The organism is Plebeiibacterium sediminum (genome assembly GCF_026013605.1).
In the GTDB taxonomy this organism is placed as follows: domain Bacteria; phylum Bacteroidota; class Bacteroidia; order Bacteroidales; family Marinilabiliaceae; genus Saccharicrinis; species Saccharicrinis sediminus.
On the sequence record NZ_JAPDPJ010000076.1, the window covers coordinates 1 to 22,686 of the forward strand.

General features: G+C 35.0%; 12 protein-coding genes. All 12 read left to right on the forward strand.

Translation table 11 applies throughout. The annotated features are described in order from the left end of the window. Positions 1–546: 546 nt before the first annotated feature. On the forward strand, positions 547–2,286 hold the full coding sequence (locus OM075_RS21165; protein ID WP_301192550.1) for a glycoside hydrolase family 43 protein: 1,740 nt from the start codon (positions 547–549) through the stop codon (positions 2,284–2,286). 311 nt (positions 2,287–2,597) lie between these two features. Then, positions 2,598–5,708 (forward strand): SusC/RagA family TonB-linked outer membrane protein, encoded by a 3,111-nt coding sequence (locus OM075_RS21170; RefSeq protein ID WP_301192551.1) that lies wholly within the window; start codon positions 2,598–2,600, stop codon positions 5,706–5,708. 11 nt (positions 5,709–5,719) lie between these two features. Further along, entirely contained in the window at positions 5,720–7,654 is a 1,935-nt protein-coding gene (locus OM075_RS21175) for a RagB/SusD family nutrient uptake outer membrane protein (protein WP_301192552.1), read from the forward strand. 42 nt (positions 7,655–7,696) lie between these two features. Then, positions 7,697–10,564, forward strand: coding sequence for a SusC/RagA family TonB-linked outer membrane protein (locus OM075_RS21180; RefSeq protein WP_301192553.1), 2,868 nt, complete (start codon positions 7,697–7,699; stop codon positions 10,562–10,564). Positions 10,565–10,592: 28 nt separating this feature from the next. Next, positions 10,593–12,368: a RagB/SusD family nutrient uptake outer membrane protein gene (locus tag OM075_RS21185; protein WP_301192554.1), complete on the forward strand. Its 1,776-nt coding sequence runs from the start codon at positions 10,593–10,595 to the stop codon at positions 12,366–12,368. A gap of 31 nt (positions 12,369–12,399) precedes the next feature. Further along, positions 12,400–13,428, forward strand: a complete 1,029-nt coding sequence (locus tag OM075_RS21190; RefSeq protein WP_301192555.1) for a DUF5627 domain-containing protein — start codon at positions 12,400–12,402, stop codon at positions 13,426–13,428. A gap of 199 nt (positions 13,429–13,627) precedes the next feature. Continuing rightward, positions 13,628–15,805 carry an endo-1,4-beta-xylanase gene (locus tag OM075_RS21195; RefSeq protein ID WP_301192556.1) on the forward strand — a complete coding sequence of 726 codons (2,178 nt, stop codon included), beginning with the start codon at positions 13,628–13,630 and terminating at the stop codon, positions 15,803–15,805. Positions 15,806–16,181: 376 nt separating this feature from the next. Then, on the forward strand, positions 16,182–17,828 hold the full coding sequence (locus OM075_RS21200) for a glycoside hydrolase (RefSeq protein WP_301192557.1): 1,647 nt from the start codon (positions 16,182–16,184) through the stop codon (positions 17,826–17,828). A gap of 93 nt (positions 17,829–17,921) precedes the next feature. Then, on the forward strand, positions 17,922–18,494 hold the full coding sequence (locus OM075_RS21205) for a hypothetical protein (protein WP_301192558.1): 573 nt from the start codon (positions 17,922–17,924) through the stop codon (positions 18,492–18,494). Between the two features lie 148 nt (positions 18,495–18,642). After that, a complete protein-coding gene (locus OM075_RS21210; RefSeq protein WP_301192559.1) occupies positions 18,643–20,373 on the forward strand; it encodes a methyl-accepting chemotaxis protein in 1,731 nt (576 codons plus the stop codon). A gap of 109 nt (positions 20,374–20,482) precedes the next feature. Then, positions 20,483–21,214, forward strand: coding sequence for a glycoside hydrolase family 11 protein (locus OM075_RS21215; RefSeq protein WP_301192560.1), 732 nt, complete (start codon positions 20,483–20,485; stop codon positions 21,212–21,214). Positions 21,215–21,291: 77 nt separating this feature from the next. Continuing rightward, on the forward strand, positions 21,292–22,488 hold the full coding sequence (locus tag OM075_RS21220) for an SGNH/GDSL hydrolase family protein (RefSeq protein ID WP_301192561.1): 1,197 nt from the start codon (positions 21,292–21,294) through the stop codon (positions 22,486–22,488). Positions 22,489–22,686: the final 198 nt, after the last annotated feature.

A 22,686-nucleotide genomic window follows, 5' to 3' on the forward strand; every position in this document is an offset into this window, starting at 1 on the left:
CTAAAATACTAATCTACTGCGTTAAATTCTTCGAGTTAGCTCGCTAACCCTGCAAAATTTGCCTTATATATCAGTATTTTATGACAATCTGAATTTTTAAATTTTAATCGAACTCAGGTTATTACTTTGAACGATCTGGATAGATCAGTAAAGTAACTGTAACTTTCTGGGCAAATATTGTTGAATCATAGCTTATTGTTTTAGTCAATTAAGTTATGATTCAAGCTTCTTTTTATACCCCAAATAACAATCTCTTTTTAATCATCGATATCGGTATTCACAATTAGATTTGGCAAGCTTGTCTATTGGTAACATTTATGTAACGAATAGAATAAAATATATAAAAATAGAAGTTAATTTTATTGTTTTATGCGTGTTTTGCCTGGTATTAAGCAGTAAATTAAACTTATAGCATAAGTATCTAATATTTAAAATCAAATATCTAAAATTAAAAGTCGACCAGAGTACAAGTTTCTATTTTCGTTTGTGAAAAATCTCATGTAACAAATAAAGTTATATGCTAACCCTCAAACAAAAAAAAACTTAATGATGAGAAAAAATCTAAAGCTCTGTTCAATAATATCTTTCATTTTTATTATAGGGATATTCCTATTACAAACATCTTGTAATTCAAACTCTGGTAAAACACTTCCAGAACTTAAATCAGAGAATCTAACTGCTCATTTCGATTATTTTACATACAAGGGTGATGATGATTTTTATAAGGAAAATCCATTGCCAGGTGATGACTACTATTATAATCCAATACTTCCGGGTTGGTACTCAGATCCTAGTGTAGGTTCCAACGGAGAGGATTATTATATGGTGACTTCTACTTTTGCCTATTTTCCCGGTGTACCTATTTTTCATAGTAAGGATTTGGTCAACTGGAAACAAGTAGGGCATGTTCTCGATCGACCAGAACAACTACCTCTGGAGGGCCAACGAACCAGTGGAGGTATTTTTGCTCCGGCTATTAGTTATAATCCCAATAACCAAACATGGTATATGATTACGACTAATGTTGGTAAAGGAAATTTCTTTGTAAAAACTAAAGATCCTCAGGGCTCATGGTCTGATCCAATTTGGTTACCAGAAGTGCATGGAATTGATCCATCATTCTTTTTTGATTGTGATGGTAAAGCCTATATCGTAAATAATGATGAGCCGGATGGAGGTTCAACTTATCAGGGGCATCGTGCTATCAGGCTTATTGAGTTTGATGTGGATAATGATGTTACGGTGGGTTCAAGTAAGATGATTGTTAATGGAGGCGTTAATCTGGATGAAAAACCGATATGGATTGAAGGACCTCATTTGTATAAAATCAATGGTAAATATTATTTAATGTGTGCAGAGGGGGGCACTTCAGTTGATCACAGAGAAGTAATATTTAAGTCTGATACTCCAACTGGACCCTTTAAGCCTGCAGTTATGAACCCTATTCTAACCCAGCGTCAGTTGCCTAACGACAGACCTATTCCAATTACGTGTGCCGGGCATGCTGACTTGGTTCAAAAAAATGATGGTCAGTGGTGGTCCTTCTTTCTGGCTTGTCGTCCTATTGACAATAAATTTGAAAATCTTGGACGTGAAACATTCTTTATGCCTGTTCGCTGGAACGAAAAAGGGTTTCCTTATATGACAAAGGATGATGAAGTTATTCCCCGAATGATTCAAATGGAAGGAGTTAAAAGAGATGATTCTTTAAAAATCTTTGGGAACTTTGAATTAAAAGATGACTTTACTTCCTCAGCGTTAGGTATGCAATGGATGAATATTCATGGAGATGCATCGGCTCTATATTCATTATCGGAGAATGCGGGTTATTTATCTTTAAAATGTGCTGAAGTTTCATCCAATGAAGCGATACCATCTGCATTTGTTTGTCGCCGTTTGCAACACCATAAATTTGAATGTGAAACCAGTTTATTTCTCCACTCAACCTCAAAATCTGATAAGGCCGGGATATTATTATATAAAGATGAATCCCACCAGTATTTATTGGCACTTCAGGAATTAACACAAGATTCAAGTTTGCTTAGTGTAACAAGAATTGGTGCAGAGGGAGCAGCAGTTCTGTCGTCCAGGGTTATTACAAAATCTCTTAATCCTGTAAAGTTAAAAGTTACCTCAAGTGGAAAGGCGTTTAGTTTTCAATATGCTATTGATGAAGAATGGAATATGCTCGCGTCCAATATAGATGCATACTACTTATCCACAGCTCAATCCTATGGATTTACCGGTACTACCATAGGTCTGTATGCTTCAAGTAAAGATTACTAAGAATTTATAATAGAACATCTATTCCGGAATCAGGAATAGGTGTTTTACAGAATTAAATGTTAAATATTAATTAAAAAAGTGAATTTATGATTAGAAAGTCTACGGTTAGGAGTTTACAACATAGTAAACTTCTCATTTACATTCTCACAAAAGCCTATCATGAAAGTAAATGTTTTCATAATGGGACAGTTAATAACATTTCTAACTGAGTGAAATACTCATATGATATTTTAATTATTGAGAATAAAATGAGAAATCCTAATATTTTATTAAGCAAAAAAATATCCTGTTTTCATATAACCAGGATAATGATGACAAAAGTTATTTTACTGATGGCTTTTGTGATGCTTGCTTCTTCTGCCTTCGCTCAGGGCACAAGAACAATAAGCGGTGTTGTTTTAGATGAGCAAGATGAACCTGTTATTGGAGCAACAGTAGTTGTAGAAGGAACTACGAATGGTATTATTACTGATTTTAATGGAGAGTTTTCATTAAATATTCCTGATGATGCTACTATTTTGTCTGTTTCCTTTATAGGAATGCAAACTCAAAAAATTGAGCTGGCAGGTAAAACAACTTTTAATATTGTTCTGGTTTCAGAAACAGAGCTATTAGATGATGTTATTGTTGTTGGGTATGGACAACAGAAAAAGGAAAGTGTAGTTGGTGCAATTACTCAAACAACAGGAGAAGTGCTTGAGCGTTCTGCTGGGGTTAGTAATGTGGGTGCGGCCTTAACAGGTAATCTTCCAGGTGTTACAACAATGGCCAGTTCTGGTTTGCCGGGAGAAGAAGAACCTCAGATTATTATTCGTTCAGCAAGTTCATGGAATGGTAGTGAACCACTTGTTTTAGTGGATGGAATTCAGCGACCAATGGGTTCTGTTGATGTTTCTTCGGTAGAGTCTATCTCAGTTTTAAAAGATGCCTCAGCAACAGCTGTATTTGGTGTGCAGGGTGCCAACGGAGTAATACTGATTACAACCAAACGAGGTAAAGAGGGAAGTGCCAAAATTAGTGTATCGGCTAGCTCTACAATGAAAGTACCTTCTAAATTACCTAATAAGCTTGATGCTTATGATGCCTTACGTGCAAGAAATGTAGCAATAGAACACGAATTAGGTTTAAATCCTGATGCGTGGGATTTTGTTAGATCTCAGGAATTTATTGACATGTATCGTAATCAAACCACACAGGAACAAAGAGAAAGATATCCTAATGTGGATTGGCAGGATGCTTTGTTCAAAGATTATGCTATGGCATATAACGCAAACTTAAATATATCAGGAGGTACAAAGTTTGTTAAGTATTTTGCTGCTGCTGATTATGCTCATGAAGGTGATTTGTTTAAGCTGTACGAAAGCGGAAGAGGATATGATGGTGGTTATGGTTATGATCGTTTAAACGTTCGCAGTAATCTTGACTTTCAAATCACAAAATCTACCATATTGAAAGTTAACTTATCCGGTTCTACCGCATTTAAAAAATCGCCATGGAATGAAAGTGCTTCCTCAGATTGGTCTGTTGCTCAGCAATGGGCAGGAGCTTATCGTATTGCACCAGATGTATATTTACCTAAATATGATGATGGATCATGGGGATATTATCCGGCTGTTTCAAATGTGAGTAACTCTGCAGAAAAAATAGCTTTAGGAGGTGCCATGACCACTACAACTACACGAATTAATACAGACTTTGTGCTTGAACAAAAACTTGATTTTATAACCAAGGGTCTTAGTGTAAGAGGTACTGTTTCGTGGGATAATAATTTTGTGGAATGGAGACGAGGTGTACAGGATCAATATAATGATCCACAAAGAAAATATATAGATCCATTAACCGGTGTAGTTACCTATGAATCAGCTTTTGATGCGAATAACAATTTTGATTTTGCAGAAGGTGTTAAATGGACTACCAACGGGGGAGAAGTTGACGAAGGTAAAACAACCCGAAATATTGATTATCAGGCGCAAATAAACTGGGGGAGAGATTTTGGGAATCATCATCTGACAGCAATGGGACTTTTTGGTCGCAAAGAGAGAGCCATTGGTAATATGATTCCTATTTATCGTGAAGATTGGGTATTTAGAGCCACTTATGATTTTGCTTCTAAATATTTTTTAGAATATAATGGAGCGTATAATGGTTCAGAAAAATTTGGTGCTGATTATCGTTTCGGATTCTTTAATTCCGGGGCTATTGGTTGGATGATATCAGAAGAATCCTTTATGAAAGGTATTAACTTTTTGGATATGCTAAAACTAAGAGCTTCCTATGGAGAAATTGGTGATGATTTAGGTCGAGGCAATCGCTTTTTATACATGAGTGAATGGGCCTATGATGAAAATCGATCAACAGCTATGGATGTTCAACGAAATTCCAGTCCTTATTCATGGTATCGCGAAGTTGGTATAGGTAATCCAGATGTTTCATGGGAAACCGTGAAAAAGATCAATATAGGTGTTGATTACGCATTTCTGGAAGGATTATTTGCCGGTAATTTTGAATATTTTCAGGATAAACGTTCTGATATTTTAATTAATGGAAGTGACCGTGCTGTTCCTGTTTATTTTGGAGCTGCTCCACCAACTGCAAATTTTGGAGAGGTTCATACAAAAGGATATGAATTTGAGTTAAGAATCAATAAGGTTTTAAGTAATGGTTTGAGGTTGTGGGCTAATATGAATATGACACACGCCGAAAATGAAATTATTGAAAGAGATGATCCGGAGCTTCTTCCCGATTATCAAAAACTAGCCGGGTATAGCATCGGCCAGTCAAGATTGTATGTGGATAATGGATATATCAATAATTATGATCAATTATATGGTAGTCCACAATATAATGCTACAGATAATCAAAGGTTGCCGGGAGATTATTTTATCATAGACTTTAACGGGGATGGTATTATTGATTCAAATGACAGAGTTCCTTACGGATTCTCAAATATTCCATTAAACACATATAATGCAACATTAGGCTTTGAGTGGAAAGGTTTTAGTGCTTTTGTTCAGTTCTATGGTGTAAATAATGTATCCCGTTCAGTGCCATTAACAAGCTTTGGTGGTAGTTTAAATACAGTTTACGATATGGGTAGCTGGTGGTCAAAAGATAATATGAACGGAGATGTAACGGTTCCTCGTTATATGACTACCCCAAATAGTCAGTATGATCAAGGTACTCAGTATTTATACGACGGATCTTATATCCGATTGAAAAATGCTGAAATAGCTTATTCAATAAGTCGCCAAAAGCTGAGAAAGATCGGTTTAACCAGTATGAAAATTTATATCAACGGAAATAATTTGTGGGTTAAGTCTGATATGCCTGATGACCGTGAATCAAATTTTGCAGGAAGTGGAAATCAGGGAGCTTATCCAACGATGAAACGTTATTGTTTAGGAGTTAGGTTTACATTATAAAAGATAATACAATGAGAAATATATATAAAACTCTTCTGTGTAGCGCTGTTCTTTTTCTGGTTATAGGATTGTACAGCTGTGAAGATTATCTGGATCGGGACCCGGAATCAATTGTTTCAGAAGAGGTAGCTTTTAGAAATTTTAAAAACTTTCAAGGTTTTATTGAAGAAATGTACAATTGTATACCTAATAAGGAAAATTATTATTGGGTACCATCATACAATTGGGGTGAAGGTGAAATATTCAACATTAATTCTGATGCCAGTAATATGTTAGGGTATCAATTTGATTTGGGAAATTTCTGGTCCTGGCAAAATAGTGCTCATAGCTGGCTTGATGCCGACAGATCAGATCCTACATCCGGAGATCGATTCAATCATAGATTGTGGACTGACGCATGGTATTGTATCCGAAAAGCCAATCTGGGTTTGGAAAACATGGATTTGTTAACACAGGCAACGGATGAAGAACGTGATCTTATTAGAGGTCAGTTGTATTTTTTCCGCGCATGGTTTCATTTTGAAATGATACAATGGTTTGGTGGATTGCCTTATATTGATAGAGCTTTGTCAGCAAGTGAAACTTTACGAATGCCACGTTTGACTTTTCAGGAATGTGCAGATAAAGCTGCGGCAGATTTTGAGATGGCCGCATCCTTATTACCAATAGATTGGGATAATACTTCTGTTGGAGCAAATAATACAGGAGGCCACAATGAATTTCGTATCAATAAGATAATGGCGTTGGGTTATTTGGGAAAAACATATCTGTGGGCTGGTAGTCCTTTGATGAAAAATGGAGCGCAAACAGGAGGTGCAAATGCCCATAATTACGATGTAACCTATTGTGCCAAAGCAGCAGATGCATTGGGTCAGTTATTAGAGCTTGTTGAGAGTGGACAAACGCAATACGAATTAGCAAAATTTGAGTTTACAGATATCTATAATCATGAAAGTGATGCTGAGGACTTTTATACGGAGATATTCTACACAAAAGGTCAGAGTTTTAGAATGCCCGGAGCTAAGGAAGCTATTTTCAGAGGACCAGCAAATACACAGGATGGATCAGGATGGCAGTTTCTAAAAACATGGGGTCCTAAAGTTAATGACCTCATTCCGGATGATAAAATTATACATCAACCTACAGCCAACTATGTAAATTATTATGGAATGGCTAATGGTTTACCTCTGGATGATCCTAATTCAGGTTTTGATCCAAGTCATCCTTTCCAAAACAGAGATCCTCGTTTTTATCATGATATTATTGTTGACGGATTCAAGTATGTTAATGGATCTATGAGTAGTGAGGACGAAGTATTAAGGTATTGTTCTTTGTATTCGGATGGTATGATGCGAGATAAAACCTTAGGAAGTAGAACAGGATACTTTATGCAAAAATTTGCGCCACATACCTGTAATAAGTATGATCAGGATTATTCGTGGGGAGCAGGTATTCAGGTTTACATTCCTTATATACGTTTGGCTGATGTTTATTTAATGTATGCAGAAGCTTGTGGGGCGGTTGGAGGAGCAACAGCTTCATCATCCACTTATGAGTTAACTGCAGAGCAGGCAATTAACACCTTAAGAGATCGTTGTGGTGCCGGACATGTTGATGCAAGTTATACTGCCGACAATATCAGGTTTATTGATGAAGTGAGAAGAGAAAGAGCGGTGGAGCTGGCTGGTGAAGGATTCCGTTTTAATGATTTACAGCGTTGGTTATTGCTAACCGAATATCCGTATAATATTAAAACAGCTCAGGAATTTGACCGTGTAGAAGCATCTGATTGGTATGCTGAAAATGATTGTAAAGATGCTGAGGTAAGAAATTTTCGCGAGGAAATCATTTTAACCCGGGAGTTTGGAGTTAAGCATTATTGGTTACCCTTAAAAATCTCAGATGTTTCAATCTATCCTGAGTTTAATCAAAATCCAGGATGGTAATTCAATCTTAGTTAAGATTTTATGAATTTAAATGAATAAGAAATGAAATATATACATATAAGATTCATTTTTCTGGCATTGTCTGTTTTGCTTTCTGTTTCTATAGTTAAAGCCCAGAATATTGTAGAAAATGAACCTGATTCGTTAATAAAAGCAAACGACCCACAATTTCAGGTGGCCTTTAAAAAGGTTGCAAAAAGTGACCTGTTAGGAGGTGTTTCTGTTGTTGATTTGGAAAAACTAACGAAAGTAAATTACAGTACTTATAGTCTTGATAATATGCAGGGCTTTGCTGGTGGTTTTACCGGTAATTCCTTATGGGGTATGGGCGACTATCTGGTATTGGTTGATGGAATACCTCGTGATGCCAACAATGTATTGCCTACAGAAATTGATCAAATTTCCTTTTTAAAAGGAGCGTCTGCTGTTTTATTATATGGTAGTAGAGCAGCCAATGGTGTTATTTATATTACCACTAAAAGAGGTAAGACCGGAGATCTTAATGTTTCGGTAAGAGCAAATACCGGATGGCATGTAGCCAAAAGCTTTCCTAAATATTTGGGTTCAGCTGAATATATGACACTATATAATGAAGCGTTAGCAAATGATGGTTTGGATGCAATGTATACAAATGAAGATTTCTATAATTACGGATCAGGCATGAATCCTTATAGATATTCAAACGTTGATTTTTACTCGTCTGATTATCTAAAAAAAGCGTATAATAGAACAGATGTTACCACTGAAATAACCGGAGGTAACGATAAAGCTCAGTTTTATTCTAATATCGGGTATTTTTCTCAAGGTGATTTGCTGAACTTTGGCGAAGGTAAAAACAATAACACCAACCGCCTAAATGTTCGGGGAAATGTTGATCTTAAGATAAACGAGTTTGTAAAGGCCTACGTAAACGCAAACGCTACCTTTTATAATTCACAGAGCCCCAATGTTACAGATAGTGATAATGGTGATGATTATTGGAGCTATGCTGAAACATTGCGACCTAATCGTATTACTCCATTAATACCTATTTCTTACATTGGAGCTAATGATTTGAGTTCACTGAATTATTTAGATGGTGGAAAAATAATTAATGGTAAATACTTTTTATCAGGTACTACTGCTGATCAAACAAACGTATTTGCTGATTATTATGCTGCAGGAAAAAGTAAGTTTACAAGCAGACAATTTCAATTTGATACAGGAGTTGATTTCGACCTGAGAAAAGTATTAAGTGGATTATCTTTTCACACTCAATTTGCAGTGGATTACTCAACCTCGTATAATACATCTTATAATAATAATTATGCGACCTATACGGCAAATTGGAATAATTATAATGGAATGGATAATGTATCATTAACTCAAAAGCATGGTAATGATGAAAAGTCCGGAGTACAAGTTGTGTCAGGAAGTTCAAGTAGACAAACTTATTTGTTTTCAGGTTGGTTTGAGTATGAAAAATCTTTAAATGATCTGCATCATTTTTCTTCAATGCTTGTATTAACAGGATGGCAAAGAAAACAATCTACAGAATATCATGCCAATAGTAACTCTAATTTAGGTTTACAGTTTGGATATAACTTTAATAAAAAGTATTACTTAGATCTGGGAGCTTCTTTAATTCATTCTGCAAAACTACCAGATGATAATAGAAATGCTTTATCACCTTCAGCCTCTGTAGCATGGCGAATTAGTGAAGAAGATTTTATGTCTAATTTATCTTTTATAGATGATATGAAGCTTAGTGTTTCTGGAAGCATAATTCACTCTGACCTTGATATTGATGAGTATTATCAATATACCGCTAATTTTGCTCAAACTAGTGATGATCAGGAAATATGGTGGGGTTGGCAAGATGGTATATCTGAAAGGGCTACTGTTTCCAAAAGAGGGCCTAATGAAGTGCTGGACTTCGTTAAGAGCAAAGAATTATCTGTAAATCTTGCAGCTTCTCTGATGGATAATCAGATTGACGTAAATGCTTCATATTTTACGAATACTAGAGAAGGAGGGATCGTTGAAGGGCCTCAATATATGTTTCCAAGTTATTTCTCTACCAATTATCCAGACGCCTCGTTTAGCCCTTACTATGTTAATTATAATAATGATAAACGTACCGGATTTGATTTTGCTATTAATGTAAATAAGAAATTTGGAGATGTGGATCTGTCCTTAGGTTTATTAGGAACTTATTATACTACAGAGGCAACTCAACGTGATGAGCGCAATGAGTGGGATTATCAAAATGGTGAAGGTAAGGCCGTTGATGGTATCTGGGGATTAGAAAATCTTGGATTATTTCAGAGTGAAGAGGATATAGCAAGTTCGCCGGAACAAAACTTTGGTGGAAATGTAAAACCTGGAGATATCAAATACAAGGATCAGAATGGAGACGGAATTATTGATACTCAGGATCAGGTTTATCTTGCAAAAGCAGGATGGTCAGGAGCGCCATTTACAGCAGGTGTTAATTTAACTTTAAAGTGGAAGAATCTTTCCCTATTTGCATTGGGTACTGGTCGTTTTGGTGCTTATGCCATGAAAAACAGTTCTTATTATTGGATTTCCGGTAATGATAAGTATTCAGAAGTTGTAAGAGACAGATGGACAGAAGCTACTGCATCATCAGCAACTTTCCCTCGATTAACAACAGAATCAGGAACAAATAATTTCCGTAACTCTGATTTCTGGTTGTATAAAACAGATCGTTTTAATCTGGCTAAAGTTCAGATTACCTATGATATACCCAAAAGCTTATTAAGCAACTTTATATTTAAGGATTTTTCAGCTTATGTAAGTGGTTCTAACTTATTAACACTGTCTAAAGAACGTGAAATTCTTGAAATGAATGTAGGACAGGCGCCTCAAACACGTTTCTTTAATCTGGGTATAAAGGCAGTATTCTAAAGAATAAGCAGTAATTAAAAAATTAGTTATGAAAAATATTTTTAAATTATTGGTTCTTATGTTAGTGTTGGCATCTTGTGATGATATGCTGGATCCGGCATTGGAGAACATTCGCGATATAGATGCAATGTATAAAGAACCAACTTTCGCTACAGGAGTATTGGCAAATGCTTATATTTTGTTGCCATATTCTTCAGGTCCAAATAATGAAGTGGCTACGGATAATGCTGTTACCAATGACATTAGTGATAATTATCTTGAAATGGCTACAGGTTCATGGAGTGCTGATGATAATCCATTATCACAATGGGATAACAGACAAAATGCCATTCAATATATTAATTTGTTTCTGGAAAGAACGGATGGAGTTGTATGGAGTCAGAAAGAATTAGTAAACACCATGTTTAATGATAGATACAAAGGAGAAGCGTACGCATTACGAGCTTTAAATATGTATTATTTATTGTTAGCTCATGGAGGTTGGACTGAGGATGGAAGATTATTGGGAACTACAATCAGAACAGAGTCAGAAAGTGTGGAGTCGGACTTAAATAAACCAAGAGATACTTTTCAGGATTGTATAGATCAGATATTTGCTGATTTGGATATGGCTATTTCACTTTTGCCATTAGACTATGGTGATATTGCTGATTCAGAAATACCTTCTAAATATGCATCACTGGGGGTAACTAATGCAGGTGATTATAACAGAGCCAATGGAAATAGTGCAAAAGGTAGAGTAAGCGGACGTATTGCTCAGGCTATTAAAGCTCAGGTTGCCTTATTAGCAGCAAGTCCTGCATATCAAAATGGAACTAATGTAACGTATGAAGATGCAGCCAATCATGCCGCCACAGTATTAAATCATATTGGAGGACCCAGTGGATTAGATATGACTGGAGGGACCTGGTATACCAATGATGACATTGATAATTTAGGCGCCGGAGTTACACCAGCAGAAGTGCTTTGGAGAGGTAATATGTCTTTAAATAATGATTTAGAAAGTGATAACTTTCCTCCATCGTTATACGGTAGCGGACGAATTAATCCAACCCAAAATTTAGTAGATGCTTTTCCAATGTTAAATGGTTATCCAATAAGTGATGTGAATAGCAATTTTGATGCTGCAAATCCTTATGAGAACAGAGATCCTCGATTACAACAATATGTTGTAGTAAATGAAAGCACTCAAGGACCATTGGATGCAGTTGTTATTACCGGAACCTATAGTGATAATTCAGATGGAATAAATAAAGACAATGGTTATTCAACTCGTACAGGTTATTATTTAAGAAAACTTTTGAGATCAGATTGTAATCCGAACCCAAGTGTAAATAACCGACAAAATCATTATACAGCTCGTATCAGGTATACAGAGATATTTTTGGATTATGCAGAAGCTGCAAATGAAGCCTGGGGACCAACAGGAACCGGAGGAAATGCCTATTCTGCATACGATATCATTAAGGCTATTAGAGAGCGAGCAGGTATTGATGCCGAAGATGCCTATTTACAATCAGTTGTAGGCGATAAGGCATTAATGCGAGAATTAATTCGTAATGAACGAAGAATAGAACTTTGCTTCGAAAATCATCGGTTCTGGGATTTACGTCGTTGGAATGTAAGTCTGGATAAATTAAATGAAACAGCTACCGGAGTTCAGATAAGTAAAGTAGATGGTGCATTTACTTTTACTCCAATTGATGTGGAAGATAGAGATTATAAAGAATATATGTATCACGGTCCTATTCCATATAATGAAACGCTAAAATGGAGTGCGTTGGAGCAGAATGCCGGCTGGTAATTTTATGTTTTTTAAATTAAAAATTGAGAAGATGAGACAATTTAGAGTTTTATTAATAATAGCAGCTGTTTTCATTGGGTTATATACTACTTCTTGCGACAATAAAGATGTTGATTTCCCGGATTTTGATTACAGTACGGTATATTTTTCTTATCAATATCCTGTAAGAACAATTGTTTTGGGAGAGGATATTGTTGATAATACCTTAGATAATGAGCATAAATGTATGATATATGCTACCATGGGTGGTGTTTATGCAAATAATAAGGATGTTGAAATATCAATTCAGGTAAATGATGCATTGTGTAATAATTTGTTGTATAGCAATGGCTCACCTGTTGAAGCAATGCCACAAAACTATTATTCATTGGCCGGAGGTAGTATTTCTTTAGATAATAGTATGCAGGGAGGTGTTGAAGTACAGCTTACCAATGCATTTTTTGATGATCCAAAAGCTTTGGCTAATACCTATGTTATTCCTTTGGAAATGACAGATGTTGTTAATGCTGATTCCATTCTTTCAGGACAAGCAAAGGTTGATAATCCCGTAAAATGTAATCCATCAGATTGGGATGTTCTACCTAAAAATTATGTATTATACTGTGTTAAGTTTATTAACCCATATGATGCAAATTATCTTCGTCGTGGTGAGGATGTGATCACAGAAGGAGGCGAAACAACAACTGTTGTACGAAGTGAAGAGTGGGTTGAGAATGATGAAGTCATTTCTTTAACATCAACTTCCTTGCATAGCGTTGATTACCCTGTTACAGTAGTGAATACTGGTGGAAATAACGAAACCTGTGTTTTAACATTAACTTTTGATGCTAATAATGCATGTACTATTTCAAGTTCCACTGAAGGATTTACGGTTACAGGTAGTGGATCATATGTTGTAAATGGAGAGAAGAATAGTTGGGGTGATAAGGATCGTAGTGCTATTTACCTTGATTATACCATTGAAATGACAGGTAAAAAGTACGTAACTAAAGATACCCTGGTTTATCGTGATAGAGGGGTTTCTTTAGAAACATTTTCTCCATCGTATAACGCAGAATAAATATTTGATTAGGTTGATTGGAGAATGGGTTGTAATGTGAATAGAAAAAACAAAAGCTTGGTGTTAAAACCCTCCTCAAAAATCAAAGATGAATATTTAATATTTAAAATATGAAACGAGCAAAATACATTCAGAATCAAATATGAGAAGGTATGTATTTGCAAGTTCCATGCGAAAATAATAATCAAAATATAAACGCATGAAATATATAAATAAGATATGGTCAGGTGCATTAACTTTATTGTTGGTTACTTCTTGTGCCGACGATAGTTTGCTTGATTATGATAAGGTTGAAAAACCTCAGAGTATTCAAACTTATGAATACCTTAATGAGTACGATGTATTAAAATCATATGTGAACAGAGATGCGAACCCAAATTTTAAATTGGGTGTGGGTGTTGATGTTGGAGCATATAATAATACAGGATATTACTATGATTTTATTTCTTCAAATTTTGATGAAATGACTGCCGGTTGGGAGATGAAGCATAGTGCCATTGTTCAGGAGGATGGGAGTTTAAATACTTCAAGAGTCACAAAGTTTATGGATAATGCAGCTGTTGCAGGTCTTACTATCTACGGGCACACCCTTTGTTGGCATGCCAATCAAAATGCAGCATATTTGAATGGGCTTATTGCACCAACGGTTATACCAGGAACAGGAGGGCCTGCATGGGAGCCAATAGCAGAGCAGGATTTTGAAGCTGATGAAGAATCTAATTATGAATATAATACGAACGCTATTGTTGAGTTTACAGCTGATGGAGAAGGAGCAGAAGGTACTGGCCGTGCCATTAAAGTGACCAATGCTGAAGTTCGTACAAATGATTGGGATTGTCAGTTTTTTGTGAGCTTTGATGAAACAATGGTTGAAGGTGAGAAGTACAGACTTACAATGGATGTGCGATCTGATGATGATGCATCTTTTGGAACTCAGGCACATTCTACACCTTATAATTATCTGCACTGGGATTTCTTTGGGAATATTAGTTCATCTTCAACATGGTCAACTTTTGTTAAGGAAATCACTGTTGGTCCTAATGTGAATGGAACAGGTGCGTTAGCAATCAATTTAGGAAATACGGCAACCAGTTATTATTTTGATAACATAAGAATTGAGAAGCTGAATGAATCAGGCGGACCTTCTGAACCATCATGGGTGGTGCAATCAGTAGCAGACTTTGAAACAGATGATGCGTCTAACTATCAGTCAAATGATAATGCCCCAAATAGTTTTACTGCAGACGGAACTGGAGCAGATGGAACAGGAAGAGCTTTGATGGTAACTAATGATGCTGTTCGTGATAATGATTGGAATAGTCAGTTGTTTTTTACATTTTCTCCAACAATGGAAGAAGGAGAAAAATATAAACTTTCAATGGAAGTAAAAGCGGATATTAATGCTTCATTTGGAACTCAGGCGCATTCAACACCGGGTAATTACCTACATTGGAATTTCTTTGGAACAATAGATGCAACTACAGAATGGACAAATTATACAAAAGAGTTCACTGTTACTGCGGAAGCAGTAGGTGCTGGAACCATTGCCTTTAACCTTGGAAATACTGCAACCAATTACTATTTCGATAATATTGAGGTTACAAAATTAGTAGAAGATACTGGAGGTGACCAAATTATTGAGAAAACTCCGGAAGAAAAAGAAGCCATCATTTCAAATGCTATGGAAACATGGATATCAGGAATGATGGAAGTGACTAAGGATTATGTAAAGGTATGGGATGTGGTTAACGAACCAATGGATGATGGTAGTCCGTATAATCTAAAATCAGGTGTTGGCAGAACAGATATGCCGGCGGACCATTTTTATTGGCAGGATTATTTGGGTAAGGATTATGCCGTTAAAGCATTTAATCTGGCCCGTCAATATGGAAATGCAGATGATATTTATTTTATAAATGATTATAATCTGGAATGGAGTATTGATAAATGTAAAGGGTTGATTCAATATGTTGAATATATAGAGGATCAAGGTGCTCAGGTAGATGGTATTGGTTCTCAAATGCATATTTCAGTTGGTGCTGATAAGGAAAAAATTGTTGAGATGTTTGAATTACTGGCAGCTACCGGAAAGCTTATTAAGATATCAGAGCTGGATGTTGGTTTGGGAGATGGTAAGCAAACAAGTGAAGCTACCGAAGAAGATTATATGGCTCAGGCTGAATTGTATCAATTTGTTATTGAGCAGTATTTTGCAAAGATACCAGTGAGTCAACAATATGGTATAACAGCATGGAGTCCTACTGACAGCCCGGCAGAATCTTCATGGAGGGCAGGTCAGCCAATTGGTTTATGGACTGAAGGCTATACACGAAAACATGCCTATGCAGGTTTTGCTGATGGATTAAATGCACAATAAGTAAGTTTGTTTTAGTCGAAATATATTAGAGGCTGTCTTATTCTATAAGGCGGCCTCTTTTGTATTATTACATGTCCTTTAATTTATATGTAATTATCTTTTGATCGTTATGGTTTAAGTTATATTTAAGGTGTTGAAACGATGTAAGTATTCACCGACTATTCTTAAGGGGAGAAATTTTTGTTCCTGGTATAAAAAAATCCACTTATTAAATGTTTGTAATTGTAATGCATTGATATATAATGATTAAGTATTTTGTAAAAATGTCTCAAATTGTAATCTAAATACCCAATTTTAAAATTCAGACATACACTTTTCAACTATCTTGAGACTATTAAAACAGTCAAATTTTGTTAATAAAGGAAAATCAAGTCTTATGTTGGGGAAGTACAAATCATTCATTTCAAAAATTATCTGTATATCAGTTATATTTTTAAATCATTCTTGTAGTAAAAGTGAAGATAAGATAGATGAAAAAGAAAATGCATCTGTTTCATTTGTAGAAAATAGTCTTCCTGGTGGTGAATTATCATCTCAGGCTGGTATTGCCCGTATATTGGTTGAGTCGCAGTCCATAGAATGGCAAATTACAATAGGAGACGTAATTGAAGGAAAAGAATTTATATCAAGTGTTTCTCCTGCTGATGGAGGAAGTACAGATAGTAATGAAAAAGAAACTCAGATTGTTTCTGTTAGATATAATGCAAATAGTAGCTTATACATAAATAAGCAAGAACTTATTTTATCTTCTTTGGATGGGACGATTAAAGAAACCATTGTACTTTCTCAAGAATCAATTTTGGCAGACGCCATTCAAATTTCTTTAAATACAAATTCAATATACCAGACTATATCCGGATTTGGTGCGGCAAATGGGATATGGGGAAGTTACCTAAATCCAAGTGAAATGGAGTTGGCCTTAGGAATGGGTGATGATGCTTTAGGATTATCCATATTCAGAGTAAGATTACCTTCAGATAAGAATAGTTGGGCAGGACTTGTTGATATTATCAAAGATGCAAACAGTCGTGGAGTTACAGTTTTAGCAAGTCCATGGTCACCCCCAGCGGCATGGAAAACTAACAATAGTACCAATGGAGGTAAGGGTGTTGATGGTGGTGCAAGACTTTTAAAGGAGCACTATCAGGATTTCGCCAATTATATCAATGAATATATAGAGTATATGGCTTCCAATGGAGCTAAAGTAGATGTTGTTTCTATCCAAAATGAACCTGATTATGAGGTGGATTATGAAGGATGTGAATACTCTGTGGATGAAATGCATGATTTTGTTAAAAACTATGCAGGTGTAATAACAGGAGCTAGAGTTGTTGCTGCAGAATCTTTTAATACAAAGCATTCTTATACTGATGCTATATTAAATGATGCAGATGCCGTTAATAATATTGACATTGTTGGCGGCCATATCTATGGTTCAGGACTGGAACCTTATCCTTTAGTTGCAACAAAAGGAAAAGAATTATGGATGACAGAGCATCTATTAAATCTGGGCAGTGGAGGCAATCCTGAGAATTGGACAGAAGCAACCGGTCAGGATGTTATCTGGGATGAGACCATGGATATGCTTAACGAGATTCATACCGCAATGACTTATAACTGGAATGCATACATATGGTGGTATGCTCGCAGATTTTACTCATTCTTAGGTGATGGACTTAATGGAACAACGCCAGGAGAGATATTAAAGAGAGGGTATGCCATGTCGCAGTATTCTAAATTTATACGCCCTGGATATGTAAGGATTAATGCAACATCATCCAGTTCGGATGTTAAGATAACAGCATATAAAGGAGATAATAAAGTTGTTTATGTGGCCTTAAATACAGGAAATTCATCATATAGATTAGTTGTAGATAATTTAGGAAGCAGTGATACTGCTCAATCTTATGAAACATCTTTAAATAAAAACAGAGAGTCAGTGATACTTCAGGAAGAAAATGGGCAGTTTAATATGCTAATTGAAGGAAAAAGTATTATGACTGTTGTAATGGATATGGAATAATATTAAATCTTGAACCAAAAATAACTCTTTCAGCGGAGTAATGGATTTTGCTTTTAAGGCATAGGGGAATTACGAATACTAAATTTAAAATCTATGAAAAATTTACTACTGCTAATGTTATTATTAGCAACAATTAGTTGTTCGTTAGGAGGTGATAACAAAGTCACCCTTGCGAAAGGTCCTTTAAATAGTTTGTTTGAAAACTTTTACGAGCTTCAGGAATCCAATAAACTTATGGATTTATACAATGCCAATATTGATGCTGTTCAAAAGAATGATCAGGAGTTAAGGAATAAAATTAAAGAGGAATTTGCAAAGGCACATAAAAGTGTTTTAGATGAAATGTCTAAACGTTTTCCTAAAAAGAGCATTCATTTGCCTTTTTCACAGGAAATAAAGGAAACTGTTGAGGTACAAGATCTTTTTTTAGCTGATTATTCATTCCCATGGGGTAGTGCAACACGTTTGGCATATAAGGTAGGTTTTAATTGTACTAAAAAATCTTTAGATCCAATAAATATTGTCCATTTAGAATTTAAGGATATGGAGGGAGACATTATAATGACCGCCAATACATCAATTAAAGAATCCGGTTATTATGAATTAAGTATTTGGCCGGAAGAATCTTTTGCACAATTTAAAGATTTGGATGTGTTAGTTTTTTAATAAGTATATAGAGTAAATGATTTTCAACCAGCTAAAAACGTCTTTATAATTCAATGCTTCAATACAAAAAAGAATCCAGCACAACACTTTTTGCATAGAGGTTTGACATGTATAAAAATAGCTAATGGAATTAATAAAAGGTTTAAATATGAAAAGGAAAGTCTCAATTAATATAGCTTTAAAAATTACCATTATATTATCAATATTTCTTGTTATAAGTCTTGTTGCCATGTTCAATAGTAGAAATACAATTGAAAAATTATCTGGTGAGGTAGAATCTATTACAAGAGTTAGTGATTATCAGAATAGCATAGCTAAAGCTTTTATTGGTAATATGCTATATTTAACAGAATCATCGTTGTCAAATAGTTCAAATTCATGGTTTATTCAGGAATATTCAATGGCAAATATGTCTGGATACGGAATGTTAAAAACAATAAAGAATTCACCCTCTGAATATTATAGTTTTGATTATAATAAAGTAGTAAATAATCAGTTGGAGTTTGATCGTGAAGGAAGTAACCAATTTCGTAATATTATTACTTATACGCATTATAAAAAAAATATAACTGAATCGGTTGTTCAAATCATGCAGAGTGGTAGTTATTCTGATAATATAAAACAAAAAGTCAGGGATGTTGCTGCTATGGCTTTCTTAACGCAAAATAACAGAAGCGAGAATAGTATTGACCGGGTTAATAGTGCTATCGCTGATCTTAGAAATGTAGCAACTAAATTATCTCCAGAGGAATCAGAGCAAATTGATGTATTATGTGCTTCTTTTTTAAGTTGGGTAGAAATGAATAAAGTTCTGCTTGACAAGGTTAACAACCTTAGGGATCAATGGAAGACAACCGTTCAGTATCCTGCCGACATGAGAGGGGTTATCAGAAAGAATATTGAAAAGGTTAAAGAAAACCTGAATAATTTTTTATTGGTTTTAATAGTATTGGTTATTGCGTTAGCAGTATCAATTTCACTATATTTTATTAAACATCTTAAAAGTGGAGTAAATGCAAACTTGCAGGCATTAAACAGCTTAAGTAATGGTTTACTTGATATAAACTTTGATAAAGGAATACAAAAACGTAAAGATGAATTTAATAGTTTGGCAAAGAGTTTATTACTTACGGCTTCAAAGCTAAAAGATACAATTATAAATATTAAAAATTCTTCCACAACAATAAATGGGAGCTCTTCTGAATTAGAAGTTGCATCAGAAAAAATTAGTGTAGCAGCTAATGAACAGGCAGCTTCATTGGAAGAAATATCGTCAGCTATGGAGCAGATGTTATCAAATCTGGAGCAGAATAATGAAAATTCAGTAAGAGTAAAAGAAATATCAAACAAAACATCTGAAGAAATTAATAAAGCTATGCTCGCAGCGCAGGATAGTTTAAAAGCAATTAATGAAATTGTAGGTAAAATAGATGTGATAAATGATATTGCATTTCAAACAAATATTCTTGCTTTAAATGCAGCTGTTGAGTCGGCAAGAGCAGGTGAGGCAGGTAGAGGATTTGCTGTGGTTGCTGCAGAGGTTAGGAAATTGGCCGAAAGAAGCCAGGCTTCGGCTAATGAAATTAATGAGTTATCGAAGATTTGTATTGATGCTACATTTAAATCAGAAAAGCAATTGGCTGATTTAATACCGGATATTCAAAAATCAAAAATGTTGGTGGATGAAATAACTACTGCAAATAATGAGAATACTTTAGGCGCCAGTCAGATTAATAGTTCAATAAATGGATTAAATCAGTTAAGTCAGCAAAATGCCAGTGTTTCTGAAAGCTTATCAGATCAGTCAAAGAGCTTAAAAGAATTAGTGGAATCATTAAGTATACAAGTGGGTTATTTTAAATATACTGAATTGACCTAAGTAAAAGTAAAGTAAAAGAAATTAAAGTATAAAGAATTGTGCTGAATCAGTCATAGATGTGGTAACTTGTAATCATTAGTATTCCAAAGGCACTATTTGAATAATGTTTATGAACGATAACCGAATATATTATTTTGGATCAAACCAAAAATGGGTGATCATATTTTTGCTGTTAAATACGCTTAATTTAAATGCACAAACAATGTGTATTGATTCAAAAAAGGAAATCATAGAAGGGGTGAAAGATGGTTTTCGCTATGAATTATGGAATCAATATGCTCAGGGAAATGCGTGTATGACAATTGGTGCAGGAGCCTTGTTTTGTGGTGAGTGGAGTGGTATTGAAAATTATCTGGCTCGCCGGGGTTTGAGTTATGATAAAACAAAAGAGCATCAGGAGATAGGACATTTTTTTGCAACCTATAATTGCGATTATAAACCTTCAGATTTATCAGGGAACTCATATCTTTCAGTTTATGGATGGACTGTTGATCCTTTAATAGAATACTATATAATAGAGGATTGGTGCAGATGGATTCCTTCAATGGATAAAAACGCAAAGTTTAAAGGTACTGTTGAAGTAAATGGAAGTGTATATGATATTTATGAAAATACAAGGGTAAATCAACCTTCAATAGAGGGAAATACTACTTTTCAGCAATATTTTAGTATCAGAAAAGATAAAAGATACAGCGGTAAAATAGATATTTCAGCACATTTTAAGAAGTGGGAAGAATTAGGTATGGATATGGGTAAGCTGTATGAGGTTTCTTTTGTAGTTGAAGGTTATAAAAGTAATGGTAGTTTCGAGTTTAAAGAACTTGATGTTTTTGTTGAATAGTAATTCTAAATCTTAAATCAGAAAAATAAATCGAAATTAAAAGTTGGCATATGATTGCTGAAGAAAAATTTATAAAGATGAAAACAAAATGGCTAGTTGGGCTAACTGCTTTTTTAATGGTGATAGCAGTATCCTGTAACAATACTAAAAGTACAAAATCAGAAAAATGGGTTGGAACCTGGGCTTGTGCACCTTATGCAGCAGATAAACACATGCCGCCAGCTCCGTATTTAGAGAATAATACACTTCGTCAGGTGGTAAGAGTTTCTATTGGAGGTAATCAATTACAGTTGAAGTTTTCCAACAGAACCTGCTCAACTCCGGTTACTATGAAATCAGTAAATATTGCTGTTTCTACTGGTGGTAGTACAATTGATTCAACATCCATAAAATTTCTGACATTTAATGGGGATAGTGCAGTAACCATGAATCCGTATTCTGAAATTACATCAGATGCATTGGATTATGTTTTAGAACCTAATGCTCGTATTGCAATTACCATACATTATGGTCAGGTTGAAACCTCAAAAGATATGACTTTTCATTATGGTTCACGCACCGATTCTTATATTTTACCGGGCGATCAATCTACTTCGGTATTATTTAGTGAAGCAACAAAAGTAGAACGTTGGTACCATATTTCTGCTATAGATGTGAAAGCAGATGAGTCTTTTGCTTCAGTGGCAGTAATTGGAAATTCAATAACCGATGCCTATGGATTACATGGCGGTTTAAAAAATAAATGGACAGATATCTTTTCTGAAAGATTACTGAAAAATGAAACAACAAAAAATATTGGTGTATTAAATCTGGGTATTGGAGGAACATATGTTTCGGGAGGATCTCCAACTTCAGGATTAAGCAGATATAAAGAAGATCTTCTTGCACAATCGGGAGTGAATTGGATTGTCATTTTTTATGGAACCAATGATATTGGTGGTGGAGTTGGTGATTCTACAATTATTAATGCTTACCAGACAATAATTGACGATGCGCATAAAAATAACATTAAGGTTTATGGGGCTACCATCACGCCATTTAAAGGACATGGTTATTATACCGAAGATCACGAAAGAATACGAAAAACCGTAAATGAATGGATAAGAACTCCCGGGAATTTTGATGCTTGTATTGATTTTGATAAAGCAATTCAAGATCCGGAAGATCCGGAAAGACTGGCTCCTGAGTATTCAAAAGATTGGTTACATCCTAATACAGAAGGGTATGCATTTCTTGGTAAATCTGTTGATCTTAGTTTGTTTGTAATTGAATAAAGGTTTAGTAAACGAGATTTAGTTTATTAATTTTTCATAAGTTGGATAGAAGGACAGGTGATAGAGCTAAAAACGTTTAGTATTCTATCACCTTTCATTTTTTATGAGGATGTAAAATAAACACTGTCTGTAAGCAACAAATTATTAATATTGTGACTTATGGCAGAAAAGAAAAAAGAATCCCCAGAATATATTGCA